Annotated in this window: 22 protein-coding genes and 1 pseudogene; 10 read left to right on the top strand and 13 right to left on the bottom strand. The window is 66.4% G+C overall.

From position 1 onward, the window contains the following. Positions 1-19: 19 nt before the first annotated feature. The 3 genes from AWC06_RS01050 to AWC06_RS01060 are packed head-to-tail and all read right to left on the bottom strand — an operon-like array spanning position 20 to position 2,187. Entirely contained in the window at positions 20-859 is an 840-nt protein-coding gene (locus tag AWC06_RS01050) for an SDR family NAD(P)-dependent oxidoreductase (RefSeq protein ID WP_085193943.1), read from the bottom strand. Further along, positions 856-1,101: a hypothetical protein gene (locus AWC06_RS01055; protein WP_085193530.1), complete on the bottom strand. Its 246-nt coding sequence runs from the start codon at positions 1,099-1,101 to the stop codon at positions 856-858. Before AWC06_RS01055 ends, AWC06_RS01050 begins: the two co-directional genes overlap by 4 nt. Positions 1,102-1,119: 18 nt before the next feature. Beyond that, a complete protein-coding gene (locus tag AWC06_RS01060; protein WP_085193532.1) occupies positions 1,120-2,187 on the bottom strand; it encodes an NAD-dependent epimerase/dehydratase family protein in 1,068 nt (355 codons plus the stop codon). A 59-nt stretch (positions 2,188-2,246) separates the two neighbouring features. Here AWC06_RS01060 and AWC06_RS01065 point away from each other — a divergent pair, with 59 nt between their 5' ends. Further along, a complete protein-coding gene (locus tag AWC06_RS01065) occupies positions 2,247-2,525 on the top strand; it encodes a DUF1876 domain-containing protein (protein ID WP_085193534.1) in 279 nt (92 codons plus the stop codon). Positions 2,526-2,529: 4 nt separating this feature from the next. After that, positions 2,530-3,054, top strand: coding sequence for a 2'-5' RNA ligase family protein (locus AWC06_RS01070; protein ID WP_085193536.1), 525 nt, complete (start codon positions 2,530-2,532; stop codon positions 3,052-3,054). Positions 3,055-3,071: 17 nt separating this feature from the next. Here AWC06_RS01070 and AWC06_RS01075 read toward each other — a convergent pair whose 3' ends face one another. From AWC06_RS01075 to AWC06_RS01090, 4 genes are read right to left on the bottom strand one after another with little or no spacing between them, the layout of a single operon-like run. Further along, positions 3,072-4,193, bottom strand: a complete 1,122-nt coding sequence (locus tag AWC06_RS01075; protein ID WP_085193538.1) for a 3-beta-hydroxysteroid dehydrogenase — start codon at positions 4,191-4,193, stop codon at positions 3,072-3,074. A gap of 55 nt (positions 4,194-4,248) precedes the next feature. Continuing rightward, a complete protein-coding gene (locus AWC06_RS01080; RefSeq protein ID WP_085193540.1) occupies positions 4,249-4,491 on the bottom strand; it encodes an exodeoxyribonuclease VII small subunit in 243 nt (80 codons plus the stop codon). Further along, entirely contained in the window at positions 4,481-5,725 is a 1,245-nt protein-coding gene (gene xseA, locus AWC06_RS01085) for an exodeoxyribonuclease VII large subunit (RefSeq protein ID WP_085193542.1), read from the bottom strand. Before xseA ends, AWC06_RS01080 begins: the two co-directional genes overlap by 11 nt. Beyond that, a complete protein-coding gene (locus AWC06_RS01090; protein ID WP_085193544.1) occupies positions 5,722-6,294 on the bottom strand; it encodes a lipid droplet-associated protein in 573 nt (190 codons plus the stop codon). Before AWC06_RS01090 ends, xseA begins: the two co-directional genes overlap by 4 nt. An 87-nt stretch (positions 6,295-6,381) precedes the next feature. On the opposite strand from AWC06_RS01090, the gene AWC06_RS01095 reads away from it, so the two are divergent. Next, positions 6,382-7,383, top strand: coding sequence for a 4-hydroxy-3-methylbut-2-enyl diphosphate reductase (locus tag AWC06_RS01095; protein WP_085193547.1), 1,002 nt, complete (start codon positions 6,382-6,384; stop codon positions 7,381-7,383). Positions 7,384-7,392: 9 nt separating this feature from the next. Here the strand turns inward: AWC06_RS01095 and AWC06_RS01100 are convergent, their stop codons facing one another. After that, positions 7,393-8,436, bottom strand: coding sequence for a DUF6542 domain-containing protein (locus tag AWC06_RS01100; RefSeq protein ID WP_139819839.1), 1,044 nt, complete (start codon positions 8,434-8,436; stop codon positions 7,393-7,395). Positions 8,437-8,542: 106 nt separating this feature from the next. Between AWC06_RS01100 and ychF the strand changes: the two genes are divergently transcribed. Beyond that, positions 8,543-9,616: a redox-regulated ATPase YchF gene (gene ychF / locus AWC06_RS01105; protein ID WP_085193551.1), complete on the top strand. Its 1,074-nt coding sequence runs from the start codon at positions 8,543-8,545 to the stop codon at positions 9,614-9,616. On the opposite strand, the gene AWC06_RS23845 is transcribed toward ychF, so the two are convergent. Beyond that, on the bottom strand, positions 9,613-9,993 hold the full coding sequence (locus AWC06_RS23845) for a DUF742 domain-containing protein (protein WP_264479792.1): 381 nt from the start codon (positions 9,991-9,993) through the stop codon (positions 9,613-9,615). The two genes, ychF and AWC06_RS23845, sit on opposite strands and share 4 nt — an antisense overlap. Further along, positions 9,973-10,509, bottom strand: a pseudogene (locus AWC06_RS23850) (peroxiredoxin); the annotation flags it as partial. The gene AWC06_RS23845 and the pseudogene AWC06_RS23850, both read right to left, overlap by 21 nt. A 90-nt stretch (positions 10,510-10,599) precedes the next feature. Between AWC06_RS23850 and AWC06_RS23920 the strand changes: the two are divergent. Further along, a complete protein-coding gene (locus AWC06_RS23920; protein ID WP_085193555.1) occupies positions 10,600-10,926 on the top strand; it encodes a hypothetical protein in 327 nt (108 codons plus the stop codon). Between the two features lie 85 nt (positions 10,927-11,011). After that, positions 11,012-11,332 carry a DUF732 domain-containing protein gene (locus AWC06_RS01120; protein WP_085193557.1) on the top strand — a complete coding sequence of 107 codons (321 nt, stop codon included), beginning with the start codon at positions 11,012-11,014 and terminating at the stop codon, positions 11,330-11,332. 6 nt (positions 11,333-11,338) lie between these two features. On the opposite strand, the gene AWC06_RS01125 is transcribed toward AWC06_RS01120, so the two are convergent. Continuing rightward, positions 11,339-12,019 (bottom strand): guanylate cyclase, encoded by a 681-nt coding sequence (locus AWC06_RS01125; protein WP_372457982.1) that lies wholly within the window; start codon positions 12,017-12,019, stop codon positions 11,339-11,341. A 75-nt stretch (positions 12,020-12,094) separates the two neighbouring features. On the opposite strand from AWC06_RS01125, the gene AWC06_RS22845 reads away from it, so the two are divergent. Then, the gene (locus AWC06_RS22845; protein WP_139819840.1) at positions 12,095-12,256 is read left to right on the top strand and encodes a hypothetical protein; all 162 of its coding nucleotides are present in this window, start codon (positions 12,095-12,097) and stop codon (positions 12,254-12,256) included. Here AWC06_RS22845 and AWC06_RS01130 read toward each other — a convergent pair. Next, positions 12,253-13,059, bottom strand: a complete 807-nt coding sequence (locus AWC06_RS01130) for an adenylate/guanylate cyclase domain-containing protein (protein ID WP_139819841.1) — start codon at positions 13,057-13,059, stop codon at positions 12,253-12,255. The genes AWC06_RS22845 and AWC06_RS01130 overlap by 4 nt on opposite strands. A 120-nt stretch (positions 13,060-13,179) precedes the next feature. Between AWC06_RS01130 and AWC06_RS01135 the strand changes: the two genes are divergently transcribed. Together AWC06_RS01135 and gnd are read left to right on the top strand one after the other, a co-directional pair. Then, a complete protein-coding gene (locus tag AWC06_RS01135; RefSeq protein WP_085193563.1) occupies positions 13,180-14,586 on the top strand; it encodes a glucose-6-phosphate dehydrogenase in 1,407 nt (468 codons plus the stop codon). Positions 14,587-14,601: 15 nt separating this feature from the next. Next, positions 14,602-15,624: a phosphogluconate dehydrogenase (NAD(+)-dependent, decarboxylating) gene (gene gnd, locus AWC06_RS01140; RefSeq protein ID WP_085193565.1), complete on the top strand. Its 1,023-nt coding sequence runs from the start codon at positions 14,602-14,604 to the stop codon at positions 15,622-15,624. On the opposite strand, the gene AWC06_RS01145 is transcribed toward gnd, so the two are convergent. Beyond that, on the bottom strand, positions 15,621-16,484 hold the full coding sequence (locus AWC06_RS01145) for an alpha/beta fold hydrolase (RefSeq protein WP_085193567.1): 864 nt from the start codon (positions 16,482-16,484) through the stop codon (positions 15,621-15,623). The two genes, gnd and AWC06_RS01145, sit on opposite strands and share 4 nt — an antisense overlap. 111 nt (positions 16,485-16,595) lie before the next feature. Between AWC06_RS01145 and AWC06_RS01150 the strand changes: the two genes are divergently transcribed. Further along, a complete protein-coding gene (locus tag AWC06_RS01150; RefSeq protein ID WP_085193569.1) occupies positions 16,596-17,078 on the top strand; it encodes a VOC family protein in 483 nt (160 codons plus the stop codon). Positions 17,079-17,082: the final 4 nt, after the last annotated feature.

Raw genomic sequence — 17,082 nt, forward strand, 5'->3', positions numbered from 1 at the left:
GTCGCTACGTCGTGAAACGTTAGCGCCGCACGGCTGATCCAACGGCCTGACGCGCCCGTTGCTGGGCGATGAATCGGATCGACAGGCGCTGCAGGAGACCGGGCGCCACACGGGCGAACAGCCACGAGGCGTGCGCGCGTCTGGGCACCACCAGCAGCGCCTTGTTGCGTTCGATCGCCTTCAGCGTGTCGCGGGCCAGCCGGTCCGGGTCGTAGGCCTTTCTCATGCCTTGGCCGCGCAGGTAATAGTCGCGGCCGACGAATCCACCGATTGCGCCCTTGTCCAGGATCGGGGTCTCGACGGCGGCCGGGCATACGGCCAGCACACCGACCCCACGCGAGATGGCCTCGGAGCGCAGCGCCAGCGACAGCCCGACGACCGCGTGCTTGGTCATCACGTAGCTGGTGATCTGCCCCGCGGCGGTCAGCCCGGCCATCGACGCCGTGTTGACGATGTGCCCGTGGCCCTGCTGCAGCATCACCGGGTAGGCGGCGGCGACCCCGTGCACCACGCCGCGGATATTGACGTCGATGATCGCGTTCCACTGGTCCAGCGTGAGCAGTTCGGTGTCGCCGCCCCAGGCGATGCCGGCATTGTTGAATATCAGATCCAGCCGACCGGTGCGGGCGACGACGTCGTCGACGGCGGCCTGCACGGCGGCCGCGTCGGTGACGTCGAGGGTGGCGGCGCGTGCGCTGCCCCTACCCGCCAGTCCCGCAGCGGTTTTCGCGGCGGCGTCGCCGTCGATGTCGGTGCAGACGACGTCGGTGCCGGCGGCCACCAGCGCCCGGCACAGCGCCGCGCCGATGCCCGAGCCTGCGCCGGTGACGATCGCCTGTTTGCCGGTGAAAGATTTCAACACGGCACTACGAGCTGACGGCAATGCTGCCCGAACCTGCCCGCAGGTTTACATGAAGTCTGAATGCAAGTGTTTTCTTCAGGCAGGAGAGCCTTTTCCACGGCTCCAAAAACGTCAACGTAGTCCCTCTCGGTGAAGAACCCGGCGAAGAAGGCCACCGTGATGACCGCGACGACCAACACGACACCGGCCACGACGCGCGCCCAGGCTGCAACACGGTTGACCGTCTTCTGCGGTCGCATCAACCGATCGTATCGCGGTCAGGCAGGGGTTCCCTCGGGCCGTGGGTCGTTCCATTTGGCGCGCAGCACTGCCCAGGGGTTGGCGTAGCGGCCCGGGTAACGGTAATACGGCGACCGCCGCTTGAGCAGCTCGTGTGCCAGGGGAGCTGCCAGCCGTACCGGATAGCGGAGCCAGCCCATCCGATCGGCGGCCTCGGCAAGCAGTTGCGGCCACGAAATCCGTTGGAATTTAAGGACTTCCGCTGACCGTGAAGTATCCATCCAGTCGGTGGCGAACCAATCATCGTCGCTGTCAGGGTTGCCCTTGCGGCCCGCGGGCACCGCGCCGACGAGGCCCATCGCGGCCGCGACTGTCGGGGCGAGATCGCCTTGGAGCCGCCGGTGCGAGTCGTCGCCGCCGATCAGCAGTGTCTCGTCGATCACCGGTGCAGTGGTGGCCGCGACGAACGCGCGGGCCACGTCGCGCACGTCGACGGTCTGGATGCGGCCGTCGACGGGCAGCGAAGCCTCGAAGTAGAGGGTGTCCAGGTCGATGTCAAACCGCGGTTCCGCGGTGAGCACGCCGCCCAGCCGCAATATCACCCAGTCCAGCCCGGAGCCGCGCACCAGCTGCTCGGCTTCCACCTTGTGAGCGCCGTAGTTGTCGGATGGTCGCAGCGGGGTCTCCGGAGTGAGCAGGTCGGTGACCCGATGCGGATTGCGGGCGCCGTAGGTGGCCACGCTCGACGCCAGGACGAAGCGCGGCGGCGTTGGCAGCGCCTTGGCGGCGTTGACCAGAAACCCGGTCGCGTCGACGTTGACTTTGCGGGCCAACGCCGGCCGCGCGTAACACAGCGGCGGGATGATCGCGGCGAGGTTGATGATCGCCGCGGGAGAGACCGCCTGCAGCAACGCGTTCACCGCGTCCGGATCGGTGAGGTCGGCCCAGTGAACGTCGGCGGCGGGCAGCAGGGCGGCCGCCTTTTTGCGGTTGGCCGGGATGTCGAGGTCGGTGGCGACGACGTGGCGGCCGTCGGCGATCAACTGCCGCACGGTCGCGGATCCGACCAGCCCGAACGCGCCGGTGACCAACACAGTCTCGGCCATGGTCCTCCTTTGACTGGGTAAACACGTCGACACTTGCATCTTCGCGGGAGAATGGGCAAATGTACGACCGCAATTTGGACTACAACTGGCACGTCGACATCGAATTCGACGAGGACGATACCCATACCCATGCGACGGTGCGCGCCGAACTCGGTGGCGGCGAGACGATGACCACCCTGGGCGACGCCTACCGCCATCCGAAGGACGCCAGCCAGCCGATGATCGGTGAGGAGATCGCGGCCGCCCGCGGCCTGATCGCGCTGGGCACCGAGCTGCTGCAGGACGCCTCGACGCGGATCGAGCAGGTCACCCACCAGCCGGTCCACCTCAACCGCTGACTCTGTGGCGCTGGCCGTTTGCCTGCTCTTCGACCGGCGATCCGAGCGCGCGATCCGTGCGCTGTGGGATCGAATCGAAGACCGTGGCGTGCCGAGCCTGCGCTCGCACACCCACGGTCGGCACGTGCCGCATGTGTCCTATGCGGTACTGCGGAGCTGGGATCAGCCGGCGGTGACGGGGGCGTTGACCGACCTGCGCGACGGGTCGCCGGTCGAGCTCAGCTTTGAGGGCGTGGGGTTGTTCCGGCGCGGCCGGACGTGGTTGGTCGCCGGGGTTAGCGCGGATTTCGTCGCACGCCAATCACGGGTCGTCGAGGCCGTCACCGCCACCGGCGCGGAGCTGCACAAGCACTACGTGCCCGGAACCTGGCTGCCGCACTGTTCGCTCGCGCCGCGCGCGATGCTGGCTCAGCTGCCCGAGGTGGTGGGCGCCGTGCTGGACGTATTGCCGCTGCGGGCACGGCTGGACCGCGCCGCGTTGGTCAATAGCGCGACGGGCGAAGTCTGCCCGCTGCCGTCGCTGCCGTGACTCGAGATGCCTGAACGCTATTCTGCTGGCGCCGCGGCGACAACCGCCGCCAGGTGAGGATGGCTTGCCGCCTTGACCTGCTCGAACAATTCGCAGTAGTAGGGCAGGCACTCGGCCATCGCCTGCTCGGTGGTGAATAGCGGCTTATAACCCAAGTCGCGCTCCGCCTTGGCGATGGAGAAGTAGTTGTCGAGGTAAAGCCGTTCCACCGCAAGGGGTTCCAGCGGGGGCTGCGGTAGGCCAAACCGGAAGTGCAGCCGCTGCCATACCGACATGACGTCGCGCACCACTCGGCCCGATACTCGCGCGCGTGGCCAGGACACGCCACACTCCTCGACGATCGGTCGGGCGAACTCGAACATGTTGATCGGCTCGCCGTCGTTGATGAAGTAGGCCTGCCCGGGCGCGGTGCCGCCCGGCACTAAGTGTTCGGCGGCCAGGATAAAGCCGTGAATCAGGTTGTGTACGTATGAATTATCAAGCTTGGCGTTCTTGCTGCCGATGAGCACCTTGACGTGGCCGGCGACAACGCTTTCGAACAGCCTGCGAAACATCGTCTGGTCGCCGCGGCCCCATATGCCGCTGGGACGGATGGAACAGGTCAGCAACCCGTTAACGCCGTTTTGAGACAACACGAACTTCTCGGCGACCACCTTGGTCTCCGTGTAGAGGTCGTTGAACCTAGCGGTGTAGGGCAGCGTCTCGTCGCCGCCGGCGATGCGCTGCCCACCCATCACCACGCTGTTCGACGCGGTGTAGACGAACCGCTTGACCCCGGCCTGCTGCGCCGCATGCACCAGGTTCTTGGTGCCGTCGACATTGACCGCGAAGCTGCGCCGGCGATACTCGTCGCTGACCGACGCGCCCCCCATCAACTCGATGATCGCTGCGGTGTGGAAGACGGTGTCGACCCCGTCCACCGCGGCTGCGACGGTGTCGGGGTCGCAGATGTCGCCTTCGAGCACTTTCAGCCCCGGTCGCGCGGGCAGCGGAGACGGCGCCCGGTCGAAGGAGCGCACCTGGTAGCCGCGGTCGAGCAGCGTCGTCACCAGGTTGGCGCCGACGAAGCCGGAGCCGCCGGTGACCAGGACGCGGCCGAGTTCAGTGGTCAGCGATGCATCACCCATGCCGGCGAGCATAACTGAAACACGTTCCAGTTTCGAGCACGAGTGCTCAAGCTGGTTGCCGATTCAACTATTTGTCAGCGTCTTCGTTCTCGCTGGCAGCCAACGCGTCGGCCACCCGTTTGCGCGCTCCAGCTAAGTACTCCTCGCATCGTTTAGCCAGCTGTTCGCCTCTTTCCCACAACTTCAGCGACGCATCGAGGTCGAGCCCGCCCTGTTCGAGTAGCCGCACGACCTCGATCAGCTCGTCACGGCATTGTTCGTACCCGAGCTGACTAATGGGCCTAGCCTTGTTCTGCTCGTTATCGGCCATCGGTCGGTCCTTCGCTCACCGCCGCCACGGCCCCGTCGCCCACCCGCACCCGCAACCGGGTCCCGGCCGGGGCGTCGTCGATGGAGCGCAACACCACAGCAGGCCCCTCCGCCGGCACCCTCTGCACCACCGCGTACCCACGCGCCAGCGTTGCCGCCGGGCCCAGCGTGGCCAGCCGAGCCGCCAGGTGACCGATGCGATCGGTCTCAGCGGCCACCAGCCGGGTGATGTCCCGGCGCACCGCGGACCGGGCGCGGTGAATCTCGTCGGCCCGTGCTGTCAGCGCCGCCAGCGGCTCGGCCAGCACCGGGCGACTGCGCAACTGGGCCAGCGCCCGTTCTTCGCGGGCCACCCAATTGCGCAGCGCCCGCGCGCTGCGGCGGCGCAGGTCGTCGAGCAACTGCTGCTCGGCCGCGGTGTCCGGCACGATCTTCTTCGCCGCGTCGGTTGGGGTGGCGGCACGCAGATCGGCGACCAAGTCGCACAAGGGGTTATCGGGTTCATGACCAACCGCACTGACCACCGGGGTGCGGCAGGCCGCAATCGCCCGGCACAGCGTCTCGTCGGAGAACGGCAGCAGGTCCTCGACGCTGCCGCCGCCGCGGGCCACCACGATCACATCCACATCCGGGTCGGTGTCGAGCTCTCGCAGCGCGTCGACGATCTGCGGGACGGCGTTCGGGCCCTGCACGGCGGTGTTGCGTACCGCGAAGCGCACCGCGGGCCAACGCGAGGCGGCGACTGTCGTCACGTCGTGTTCGGCCGCGCTGGCCCGGCCGGTGATCAGCCCAATCATGGTGGGCAGGAACGGGATTGGCCGCTTGAGCCGCGGGTCGAAGAGCCCCTCGGCGTCCAGCAGCCGGCGCAGTCGCTCGATGCGTGCCAGTAGCTCGCCGATGCCGACCGCGCGAATTTCGGACAAGCGCAACGAGAATGTGCCACGTCCGGTGTAGAAGGTGGGCTTGCCGCAGACCACCACCTGGGTGCCCTCGGCCAGTTTTACCGGGGCATCCAGCACCAGGTCACGCGGGCAGGTCACGGTCAGGCTCATGTCGGCCGCCGGATCACGCAGCACCATGAACACGGTCTTGGAGTCCGGCCGGATGTTGATCTGGGTCAGCTGTCCCTCGACCCAGACCGTGCCGAGCTTGTCGATCCAGCCCGCCACCCGGATGGCCACCGCGCGAACCGGGAACGGGTTCTCGGCCGAGCTCCCCGGCGCAGCTACAGTCACTTCGCGTTCGCGCGGGTGATCCTGTTGGCCAGCAGCGTCTGGAACGGCGCACGCGCCCTGGTGGCCTCCTCGTAGGCCAGTAGCGCCTCGAGTTCGTCGACGTCCAGCGTGTTCAGCCGGGCCCGCAGTTGGGCCAGAGTCAGCGTCTCGTAGTCGAGTTCGTCGGCCACGGGCGGTGCCGGCACCGTCGACGTCGGCTTCCTGGCGTGCCGTGGCAGCGGCGCGGTCGGCGGATCGGCCGGCGCATCGGACGTCGAGTAGAGCGCGAAGCGTCCGTCGGCGCGGCGCCCATTATCCACCGGCTCGGGCGCCTGCTCCTCACCCAGGTCCTCGTCGAACGTCGCCCACTCCGGCTGCTCCTCCTTGGGCGGGAACAACGACTCCAGGGTGGCGTCGCCCTTGATCACCAGGTCGGCCATGTTCTGCTGGAATCGCATCACGATGTGCGCGGCCTGGCTGGCCAGTGTCATCGGGTACATCAGGATGGTTTTCGGCAGTTTCATCGTCTCCTCGACGGCGACCGTCGCCGCGCCCACCAGCAGCCGAACCCCATACGGTGCAGTAGCCATGCGTCCCAGCCTGCCTCAACCGGCGGTCAACTCCAAGCTGGCGGCGCAGTGTCGTCGGATAGGCCCGCGGAAAGTACCCTGGTGGCCATGCCCCCGACCGTCAACATGGGGATCCCAGGCGCAACTCGCCCGGCGGCCGAGCCGGTCACCGGAAAACGGGTGCTGCTGGCCGAACCCCGCGGATACTGCGCCGGCGTGGACCGCGCCGTCGAGACGGTCGAGCGTGCGCTGGAAAAGCATGGGCCGCCCGTCTACGTGCGCCATGAGATAGTGCACAACCGGCACGTGGTGGACACGCTGGCCAAGGCGGGGGCGGTGTTCGTCGACGAGACCGACGAGGTCCCCGAGGGGGCCATCGTGGTGTTCTCCGCCCACGGCGTGGCCCCTACCGTGCACGCGTCGGCCGCCGAACGTGAACTGCAGGTCATCGACGCTACCTGCCCGCTGGTCACCAAGGTGCACAACGAGGCCAAGCGGTTCGCCCGCGACGACTACGACATCCTGCTCATCGGCCACGAGGGCCACGAGGAAGTGATCGGAACCGCCGGCGAAGCCCCCGATCACGTGCAACTGGTCGACGGGCCCGGCGCCGTCGAGGAGGTGACGGTCCGCGACGAGAACAAGGTCATCTGGCTATCGCAGACCACATTGAGCGTCGACGAGACGATGGAGACCGTGCAGCGGCTGCGCGAGCGCTTCCCGAAACTGCAGGATCCGCCCAGCGATGACATCTGCTACGCGACCCAGAACCGCCAGGTCGCGGTCAAAGCGATGGCGCCGGAGTGCGAGCTGGTGATCGTGGTCGGATCGGCCAATTCGTCGAACTCGGTGCGGTTAGTCGAGGTCGCGCTGGGCGCCGGATCGCGGGCCGCGCATCTGGTGGACCACGCCGACGACATCGACCCAGCCTGGCTGGATGGGGTCACCACCGTCGGCGTGACCTCCGGCGCGTCGGTTCCGGAGGTGTTGGTGCGCGGTGTGCTCGAGCGGCTGGCCGAGCACGGCTATGACGTGGTGCAGCCGGTGACCACGGCCAACGAGACGCTCGTGTTCGCCCTGCCGCGGGAGATCCGCCCGGCCCGGTCCTGACGGCTCGCGTCACGTGTCGTCGTCGTCGCGGGCTGATCCGCGATAGCGGACCCGCGAAATGGGGTGATGCGTCGCGGTGGCGCCGGACGTTCCATTCGGCACCGGCCGGCGGCGTGGCTCCACGGGGGGCGGAGGTTCGTAGGGCTCCATCGGCTCGTAGGGGTCGAAGCGGCTGCTGCGGCGGGGTGGCTGGCCCTTGCGAAGATGCGGATCGCGGCGGATTTCTCGCGGTGGCCGACCGCGCAGGTCCGGATCGCGCGGCAGCCGGCCCCGCCGGGGCGGTTCGACGGCGTCGAGATCGCGGGTGCGTGTGGGGCGGCGCCGACGGGTCCGATCGACCGTCGGATCGGGCGCGTCGTCCAGCGGCGGCCGGATGTGCCGGGAGCGTGACGGCGCCGGACGCTTGGCGGCCCGCTTGCTGTCGGTCGGCGACCCGGATTTTGCGGACCTCGCGGTACGACCGACGGCGTGGGCCCGCTGCGGACCGGTTCCCGTGCCCTCGCCGGCCGAGTCGACGTCGGCGGAACTCACGCCGAGTATCGATGCCAGTTTCCCGGCGAACCACGTCGTCTGCTTGGCGCTGCTCGCGGTGTCGGCTTCGGACCTTGCGGTCGTGCGGGCCGCCATGCCCTGGTACCAGCGGACCAATCCGATCAGCAGCACTCCAGCCGACGTAAACAGCATCAGCGGGAATCGCTCGATCAGCGGATAACCGCAGTTGATCAACAGGTCCTTGAGTTTGGCGATCTTGGCCCCGTGGAACAGCCAGTACGCCCCGGGCACCGCGCAGAACAAGATCAGCGGCGGCTGGACTACCGCTGTGAAGACACCGGACTGGCGCACGGCCAGCACAGCCGCCACACACCCCACGACATAGAGCCCGGAGAAGACGGTCGTCAGCTCCTTGTTGCCCGATCCGGCGTCGAAGGCGAAGCCCACGGCGGTCGTGGTCACCGCGACGACGACGGCCGCCCACCACGGAACACCGGGGACATTGGGGTGAATCGAGCGATGACCCCCGGCAACCGACGATCTAGCCCGTGCTGCTGACACACGTTGACCGTACCGGCTCAGCGCCGGAACGCCCGTAAAGAGCTCGTTACCATGCTCATGGCGTGCCACCTGAGTTGTGGCTCGGCTCTCCTACACTTGAGTCCCTGTGAGCTTGAGCCTCGGGATTGTCGGGTTGCCGAATGTCGGCAAGTCAACGTTGTTCAACGCATTGACCAAAAACAACGTGGTGGCCGCCAATTATCCGTTCGCGACGATCGAACCCAACGAGGGCGTGGTGCCCCTACCGGATCCCCGGTTGGCGAAGCTGGCCGAGATGTTCGACTCGCAGCGGATCGTCCCGGCGCCGGTGACGTTCGTCGACATCGCCGGCCTGGTCGCGGGCGCGTCCGAAGGGGCCGGGCTGGGCAACAAGTTCCTGGCCAATATCCGCGAGTGCGACGCGATCTGCCAAGTGGTGCGGGTGTTCTCCGACGACGACGTGGCCCACGTCGCGGGGCAGGTGGACCCCAAATCCGATATCGAGGTCGTCGAGACCGAGCTGATCCTGGCCGATCTGCAAACGCTCGAGCGCGCCGTGCCGCGGCTGGAGAAAGAGGCCCGCAACAACAAGGACCGCAAACCGCTGCATGAGGGCGCTCTGGCCGCCCAACAGGTGCTCGACGGCGGGAAGACGCTTTTTGCGGCCGGGTTGGCGGACTCGATGCCGCGGGAGCTGAACCTGCTGACCACCAAACCGTTTCTGTACGTTTTCAACGCCGACGAAGCGGTGCTCACCGACGCGGCGCGGGTCGCGGAGCTGCGCGAGCTGGTCGCGCCGGCCGACGCGGTGTTCCTGGACGCGAAGATCGAGGCGGAATTGCAAGAGCTCGACGACGAGTCGGCCGCGGAACTGCTGGAGTCCATCGGGCAGACCGAACGGGGACTCGACGCCTTGGCCCGCGCCGGCTTTCACACGCTGAAGTTGCAGACCTTCCTGACGGCGGGGCCGAAGGAGGCGCGGGCATGGACCATCCATCAGGGCGACACCGCGCCGAAGGCGGCCGGGGTGATCCACAGCGACTTCGAGAAGGGCTTCATCAAGGCCGAGATCGTGTCCTACGACGACCTGGTTGCCGCCGGGTCGATGGCCGCGGCCAAAGCCGCCGGCAAGGTGCGGATGGAGGGCAAGGACTACGTGATGGCCGACGGCGACGTCGTCGAGTTCCGGTTCAACGTCTAGCTCGAAGATCCGGCCTTGAGTGCTCGTAGGCCATCTAGGGTCCTTCTTATCAGCTCACGTCGTTCATCAATTGGCGTCGAGTCACCGAGGGGGGCGTGCACCCGCAAATAACCCTGTGTCACCAGGTCGTCGACCAGGAACCGCGTCGCACCGAGCGGCAATGACAGGCGAGCGGCGATCTCTGCGACGGAGGGGTGGTGCGCGCAAGACGTCAGGATCTGGCCTCGCACATCGTTTCGCCGCCAGCGCGGCGGCTTCGCGGTGGTGCTGAGTGCTTCGATCGGAGCCTCGAGTGCCAGGCTCGGCTCATCCGCGGTTTCCGGTTCTGTGAACCAGTCGCCACCGGCGTCGCTGTGCGACGCCTTGCGGTTCTCCAAGAACCACAGGGCCTGGTCGGCGTGCACCGACGCTCGCACCTCGTTGGAGACGACCTTGAGTATGGTGCGGTCGGTGTCGATGACGAATGTGGTCCGTTTGACCGGCAGCAGCCGGGCCAGCAGGCCACGGCGCCGAGTGTGCCGGCCACGCCAGGCCTCCTCACGCGCCACGACGGATCTACGCAGCTTGGCGAGCCTGCCCCGGCGCACCCCGAACAACTCGGACACCACGCCGTCCGCGTCCGAGAGCAGCGGATAGTCGAACGAACGCTGTAGGGCGAAGTGGGCCTGTTTGTCGACGGTGTCGGTGCTGATGCCAACACGCTGGGCGCCCACCCTGGCGAATTCGTCGCTCAGGTCCCGAAAATGACAGGCCTGCGCTGTACAGATCGGGGAGGACGCTATTGGAAAGAAAAACAGCACAACCGGCCCTTTGGAAAGGAACGCCGACAGTGTCCGAGGCCGACCGGTGTGGTCATACAAAGTGAAGTCAGGCGCCTTATCGCCCGCAATCATCGGCAAAGAATAACGCGGGAAGCGGCTGGCTATTGAGAAAGGCATATCCTGGGGTAGTTATCTGCGCCGAACAAGGGACGGCGAAGCACGGTGGATCCGAGCGCGTCACACGACTTCGACAAGCGTGCCGATGCCCTCGCGCGGCGTGAATCTGACGTCAGGCAGCGCGAATGGCTCGCGGATGAACGCGACCGTTTCGCTGATGAGCGCGATCGCATCGCTGACGAGCGCGAGCGGATAGCCGACGAACGCGAACTGCGCGCCGACCAGCGTGAGGGCACGGCCGCGGAACGGGAACGTGAGCGCATGCAGCGTGCCGAGCAACGAGCCGAACGCGGGAAAGCCAGTGTGCGGCGTGATCAGGCCGAGATCCAGCGTGAGATTGCCTCAACCCAACGAAGGCGTCTCGAAGACTGATCTGTATCTGGGCCTCCACCATGGCACTCAGCAAGCCTGGGCATACTGCTATTGACCAAGCCGGCCGGACTGGAGGGAATCGACGATGACACGAGGGGTAGCGGCCTTGCGGCTGCTCTGCTGCGCGGCAGCGGCCACATTCGTGGCCGTATTCGGCGCTGGGGTGGCGCACGCCGACGAGGACGGCTACCTGAATCAGTTGAGCCGGCATGGATACCAGGTGGTGCCGCAGTCGCGGGAATTCCTGCTCGGCAGTGGCCACGCCATGTGCAACGAGCTGGAGGCGGGGCACTCGCCACAGGACGTTGCCAGAAACTGGACGTACCCGAACGCGTCGTACCAGAACCTGCTGGACATGGCGAACGCGGCGCAAGACAACCTATGCCCCGGCCGTTCGGCTCGGTGATTTGAATTAGTCTGGAATGACGGCGATTTCGCCGCCCAGCTTATAACCCGGCACCAGCGGAAGGGTGTCTCCGCTCCAAAACGACCCTGGATCGAACCAGTTGACGTGCTTCTCGGTTTCGATCAGCCCCATCTCTTCGTACGTCACTGCCACCGTCTCCGCGCAATACGCAGATTCGAAGCCGCCCTGTCGCTCAGACGCCCGGTGCCGCCGAGCCGATTCGCGAACCTTCTTGTCCACCACGGGGATTCCTCGCACCCAGTCGTACCGGGTCGGAAGTCGACCGCGTAGCCAACGCAGCGTGAGTCGCGCCGAGCTTGGAAACGGGGTGCCGTCCATCCGGGCGATGACGCGCAGCAGTCGATCCTCCTGCTCACGGTTGGCGTACGGCTCCAGCTGACGCAGCCAGCATCGCTGTCCGTAGCGCTGCATCCACCGCTCGACCGCTTGCCGGGCGTCGTTGAGTTGCACACCGCGGTGGTTGGTGCCTGCCCAGACGTCGATTAATTTGTCGCCGAGTTCGGCATGCCAAATCAACGGCGGCAGATCCTCGATCGCGACGGTCATGCCGACGTGGTTGACCGGGCTGTTCGACAACGTCTGGATGGCACGATCAGGTCCGGAGCGGCCGCGAAACAGCCAGATGTCACCGGTGCGGGTCTCATCCAGCGCGCGATCCAGGGTCACCGTGCTTGCTTCCACGAGAGCACCATATGCACATACCGGTCGTGCCGGGGACAGCCGCGCGAATAGCCTGAGCCCATGCGCACGATTTGGAAGCTGCTGGGGTTGGCCGGCGTCCTCGGTGTCGCCGCCGGGGGAGTGCTGGTGGTCCGCGATCAGCGGCGGCGGAAAGCGTATACGCCCGACGAGATCCGGGACCGGCTACACCAGCGCCTGGCCGAAGCGGGCGATCAGTCCTAGAGGCCGGCGACGGCGTAGAGGCGCTGAGTGCCGCTGAAGCCCTTCAACTCCGCGTCGCGGCCCTGGTCGAAGGAGATGTCCTCGCAGTTGCTGACGGCGTCGCGCACAGCCTCACTCACCAGAATCTCCCCGCCGCCGGCCTGCCCGGCGACTCGTGCCGCCATGGCCACGTTGCGGCCGAACAAGTCGTCGCCGCGGCGCACCGACCGGCCCATGTGGATGCCGATCCGCACCCGAAAGCCGTTGCGTCGCTTGCGATGTGCATCCCTCTGCAGCGCGTGCTGGATGTCGATGCCGCAGCGCACTGCCTGCTCGGCACGGGCGAAGGCAATCATGAATCCGTCACCCTGGCTCTTCACCACATGCCCGGAGCGCTCTGTGACCAGTTTGCGGACCAGCTTGTCGTGCTCGCCGATCAACTTGACAAAAGCCCGGTCACCGACCCGCTCATTGAGCGCGGTGGACTCCTCGATATCGGAGAACAGGATTACCACCTTGCCGTCCGGAGTTACCCGAGCCAAATCGGGGCGTTCCACCTCGGCCCAATCGGCGAGGTCTTCGATGCTGCTGCGCACCGCGGCGCCCAATCCCTCCTTGCGCACTAGGTTCGCGGTCTGCCACACGGTCTTGACCGCCTCCCGGCCGCCGGAGAGCAGCCGGCTGCGGCTATCAGCTCGTCTCCGTAGGGCTTCGAGCTCGCGGCGACTGCGGGCCAGCATTACCCACATGGCGGCAAGGCCGGCGGCTTCGATCACGGCGACGCCCGCCAGGACGTAGAGCGCAAGCGTCACGGGGACATGCATGCTTTGCATCTTTCCCGATCATGGCTCGCGATAGGCGCGACAGGTGCCCCTGTTTGGCTGCCCGAAAAACGGATACCTTGAGCCTGATCTGATTGGCTGATTTTCCTGGAGGTCCCGCGATTGACCGAATCCGCTGGTAGCCACTCAGACTTGCTGGTGATCTTCGGCATCACTGGCGATCTGGCCCGCAAGATGACTTTTCGCGCGCTGTACCGGCTGGAGCGCCGGAAGTTACTGCAGTGCCCGATCGTGGGCGTAGCGAGCGACGACATAGCGGTCGAGGAGTTGGTCAAGCGGGCCCGCGATGCGATCAAACAGGCCGGCGAAGAAATCGACGACAAGGTGTTCGACCGGTTGGCGGATCGGTTGTCCTATCTGTCCGGCGATGTCACCGATGACGCGCTCTACAACACGCTGGCCGAGCGGATCGGTTCGAAGCGTAACTGCCTGTACTACCTGGAAATGCCGCCGTCGCTGTTCGCGCCCATCGTCGAGAACCTGGGTAAGGCCGGCCTGCTGGAGCAATCGCGCGTAGCGGTGGAAAAGCCGTTCGGCCACGATCTCGCGTCGGCTCGTGAACTCAACGCCCGGCTGCGCGCTGTGCTCGACGAGGAGCAGATCCTGCGTGTGGACCACTTCCTGGGTAAACAACCCGTCGTCGAGCTGGAGTACCTCCGGTTCGCCAACACGACGATGGCCGAGCTGTGGGACCGCAGCAGCATCGCCGAGATCCACATCACGATGGCCGAGAATTTCGGCGTCGAGGACCGGGGCAAGTTCTACGACGCGGTCGGCACATTGCGCGACGTCGTGCAAAACCATCTGTTGCAGGTGCTCGCCTTGGTCGCGATGGAGCCGCCGGTAGGTCCGAGCGCCGACGACCTCAATGACAAGCGGGCCGAGGTGTTCCGCGCGATGCCGGCCCTGGACCCGTCTCAGTACGTGCGCGGCCAGTATCGCGGCTATACCGACATCGACGGGGTGGCCAAAGACTCCAAGACCGAGACGTTCGTTGCACTGCGGACGGAGATCGACAACTGGCGGTGGGCCGGGGTGCCGATCTTCCTGCGCGCCGGTAAGGCGTTGCCCGAGAAGGTGACCGAGGTTCGGCTGTTTACGCAACGCGTTCCTGCATTGGCGTTTCTGCCCAAGCGCGAACGGGCCGCGCGTAACCAAATCGTGCTGCGCGTCGATCCCGATCCGGGAATGCGCTTGCAGTTGGTGGCCAAAGACGGGGACTCCTGGCGCGATGTCCACCTCGACTCCCTGTTCGCTCAGGACCTGGGCGAGGCGATCCAGCCCTACGAGCGGCTGTTGTATGCCGGGTTGAGCGGTGACCGCGAGTTGTTCGCGCGGGAAGACAGCATCGAGGAGACTTGGCGGATCGTGCAACCGCTACTCGATACCCCTGGCCAGGTGCACCCTTACGAGCCCGGATCGTGGGGGCCCGATGCTGCACGGTCGCTGCTGCGGGGCCACCACGGCTGGGAAGAGCCGTGGATGCCGGGGAATAGCCATGCGAAGTAAGGAGAGCAGGAGAACATGCAGCTAGGGATGATCGGCTTGGGCCGAATGGGTGCGAACATCGTCCGCCGCGTGGCCAAGGACGGGCATGAATGCGTTGTGTACGACCACGATCCCGACGCGGTCAAGGCGATGGCCGGCGAAGAGCGGACCACCGGGGTGTCTTCGATGGCCGAGCTCGCCGAGAAACTGAACAAGCCGCGCGTGGTCTGGGTGATGGTGCCGGCAGGTGACATCACCACCGGGGTGATCAAGGAGCTGGCCAAGACTCTCGACAAAGACGACATCGTGATCGACGGCGGCAACTCCTACTACCGCGACGACATCCAGCACGCAAAGCTACTGTCCGACAAGGGAATTCACCTCCTAGACTGCGGCACCAGCGGCGGTGTGTGGGGCCGGGAACGCGGCTACTGTCTGATGATCGGTGGCGACGACGACGCGTTCACCCACGCCGAGCCGATCTTCGCCAGCGTCGCGCCCGGCGTGGACGCGGCACCGCGCACCCCGGGCCGCGACGGCGAGGTCGCGCAGTCGGAGAAGGGCTATCTGCATTGCGGGCCGTCCGGCGCGGGGCACTTCGTCAAGATGGTCCACAACGGCATCGAGTACGGGATGATGGCCTCGCTGGCCGAAGGGCTCAATGTTCTGCGCAACGCCGACGTCGGCAAGCATGTGCAGGAGGGTGACGCCGAAACCGCGCCGCTGACCTACCCCGAGTTCTATCAGTACAGCTTCGACATCTCGGAGGTTGCCGAGGTGTGGCGGCGGGGCAGCGTGATCGGCTCGTGGCTGCTGGATCTGACCGCGATCGCGTTGCAGGAGTCGCCGGAGTTGAAGGAATTCTCCGGTCGTGTCTCCGACTCGGGGGAGGGGCGCTGGACTTCCATCGCCGCGATCGACGAAGGCGTTCCCACCCCGGTGCTGACGACCGCGTTGCAGTCCCGCTTCGCGTCGCGCTCCCTGGACGACTTCGCCAACAAGGCGCTGTCGGCCATGCGCAAGCAGTTCGGCGGACACGCCGAGAAGCCGGCGAACTAAGAGTTGACGAACTCGACGACGACGTCGCTGAAGGCGTCGTTGTCGTCGCCGGCCGCGGTGTGCCCGGCGTCGGAGAGTTCGACGAACTCCGCGCCCGGCACCGTATCGAGGAAATGCCGCACGCCCTCCGGGCTGACCACATCGGACAGTTTGCCGCGGATCAGCAGGACCGGAATCGTCAGATGCTTGGCGGCCTGCTCGAATTTCTCCGTGCGCAGCTGGGGGTCGTCGCCGGGCTTGGTCATGAACGCCGGATCCCAATGCCAGTACCAGCGGCCGTCGCGCAGCCGCAGATTCTTCTTCAAGCCCTCCGGGCTGCGCGGCTTGGTCCGATGCGGCAGGTACGCGGCGACGGCGTCGGCGGCCTCTTCAAGCGAGTCGAACCCGTGGAGGCCGCTGAACATGAATTCGCGGATGCGGGCGCTGCCGTTCTTCTCGAACCGCGGCACCACGTCGACGAGGACCAGTCGGGTGACCTTGTCCGGCCCGGCCCGATCCGCGACCAGAATGCCGGTCAACCCGCCCATGCTGGCGCCTATCAGCATGACGGGCCGGCCGATGGCATCGAGCACATGCATGACGTCCTCGGTCAAGGTCTCGACGTCGTAGTCGGCGTCCGGAGCCCGATCGCTGTCACCGTGACCACGGCTGTCGAGCGCGACCACGTGGAACCCCTCGTCGGCCAGCACCTGCCCGGTGTTCTTCCAGGAGAACCGGTTCTGGCCGCCGCCATGCAACATCAGAATCGACGGCCGGTCGGCCGACGTGCCGGAGCCGCGATTCCACTCGTCAGCGACCAGGGTGATGCCGTCGACGCCCGAATACTCGACCGTCTGCGGAGTGCTGCTCACAGTAGTCACGGGCCTCCTCTCGGTAGGTATCCCGCCTGACGTTACCGTCCGCGCCTCCCGGCGATGAGTTTCGGACCTTGGACGGGTCGATCATGATCGAACCGACAAAAAGGAGACGACATGCCAGCGATCACGCCGTCGCTATGGTTCGACAACAACCTGGAGGAGGCCGTCGAGTTCTACACGGCGGTCTTTCCGAACTCGCACATCGAGGCCCTGCACCGCTACACGGACGCCGGTCCTGGTGTACCGGGTGAGGTGGCCTGGGGAAGCTTCGTGCTGGACGGCACCCGGTTCATCGGCATTAACGGAGGCCCGCAGTTTCCGTTCAGCGAAGCGGTGTCGTTCACGGTCGACTGCAAGGACCAGGATGAGGTCGACTATTACTGGGAGCGGTTGACCGATGGTGGCGAGGAATCGCAGTGCGGTTGGCTGAAGGACCGCTACGGGCTGAGCTGGCAGATCACCCCGCAGCGGCTTATCGAGTTGGTCAACGATCCCGACCCGGCGCGCGCGACGGCGGCGACCAAGGCGATGCACGGCATGCGCAAGATCGTCATTGCGGATCTGGAAAACGCGGTGGCAAACGTGGCGCACGACTGAGCCA

It is taken from the genome of Mycobacterium fragae (assembly GCF_002102185.1).
GTDB lineage: Bacteria > Actinomycetota > Actinomycetes > Mycobacteriales > Mycobacteriaceae > Mycobacterium > Mycobacterium fragae.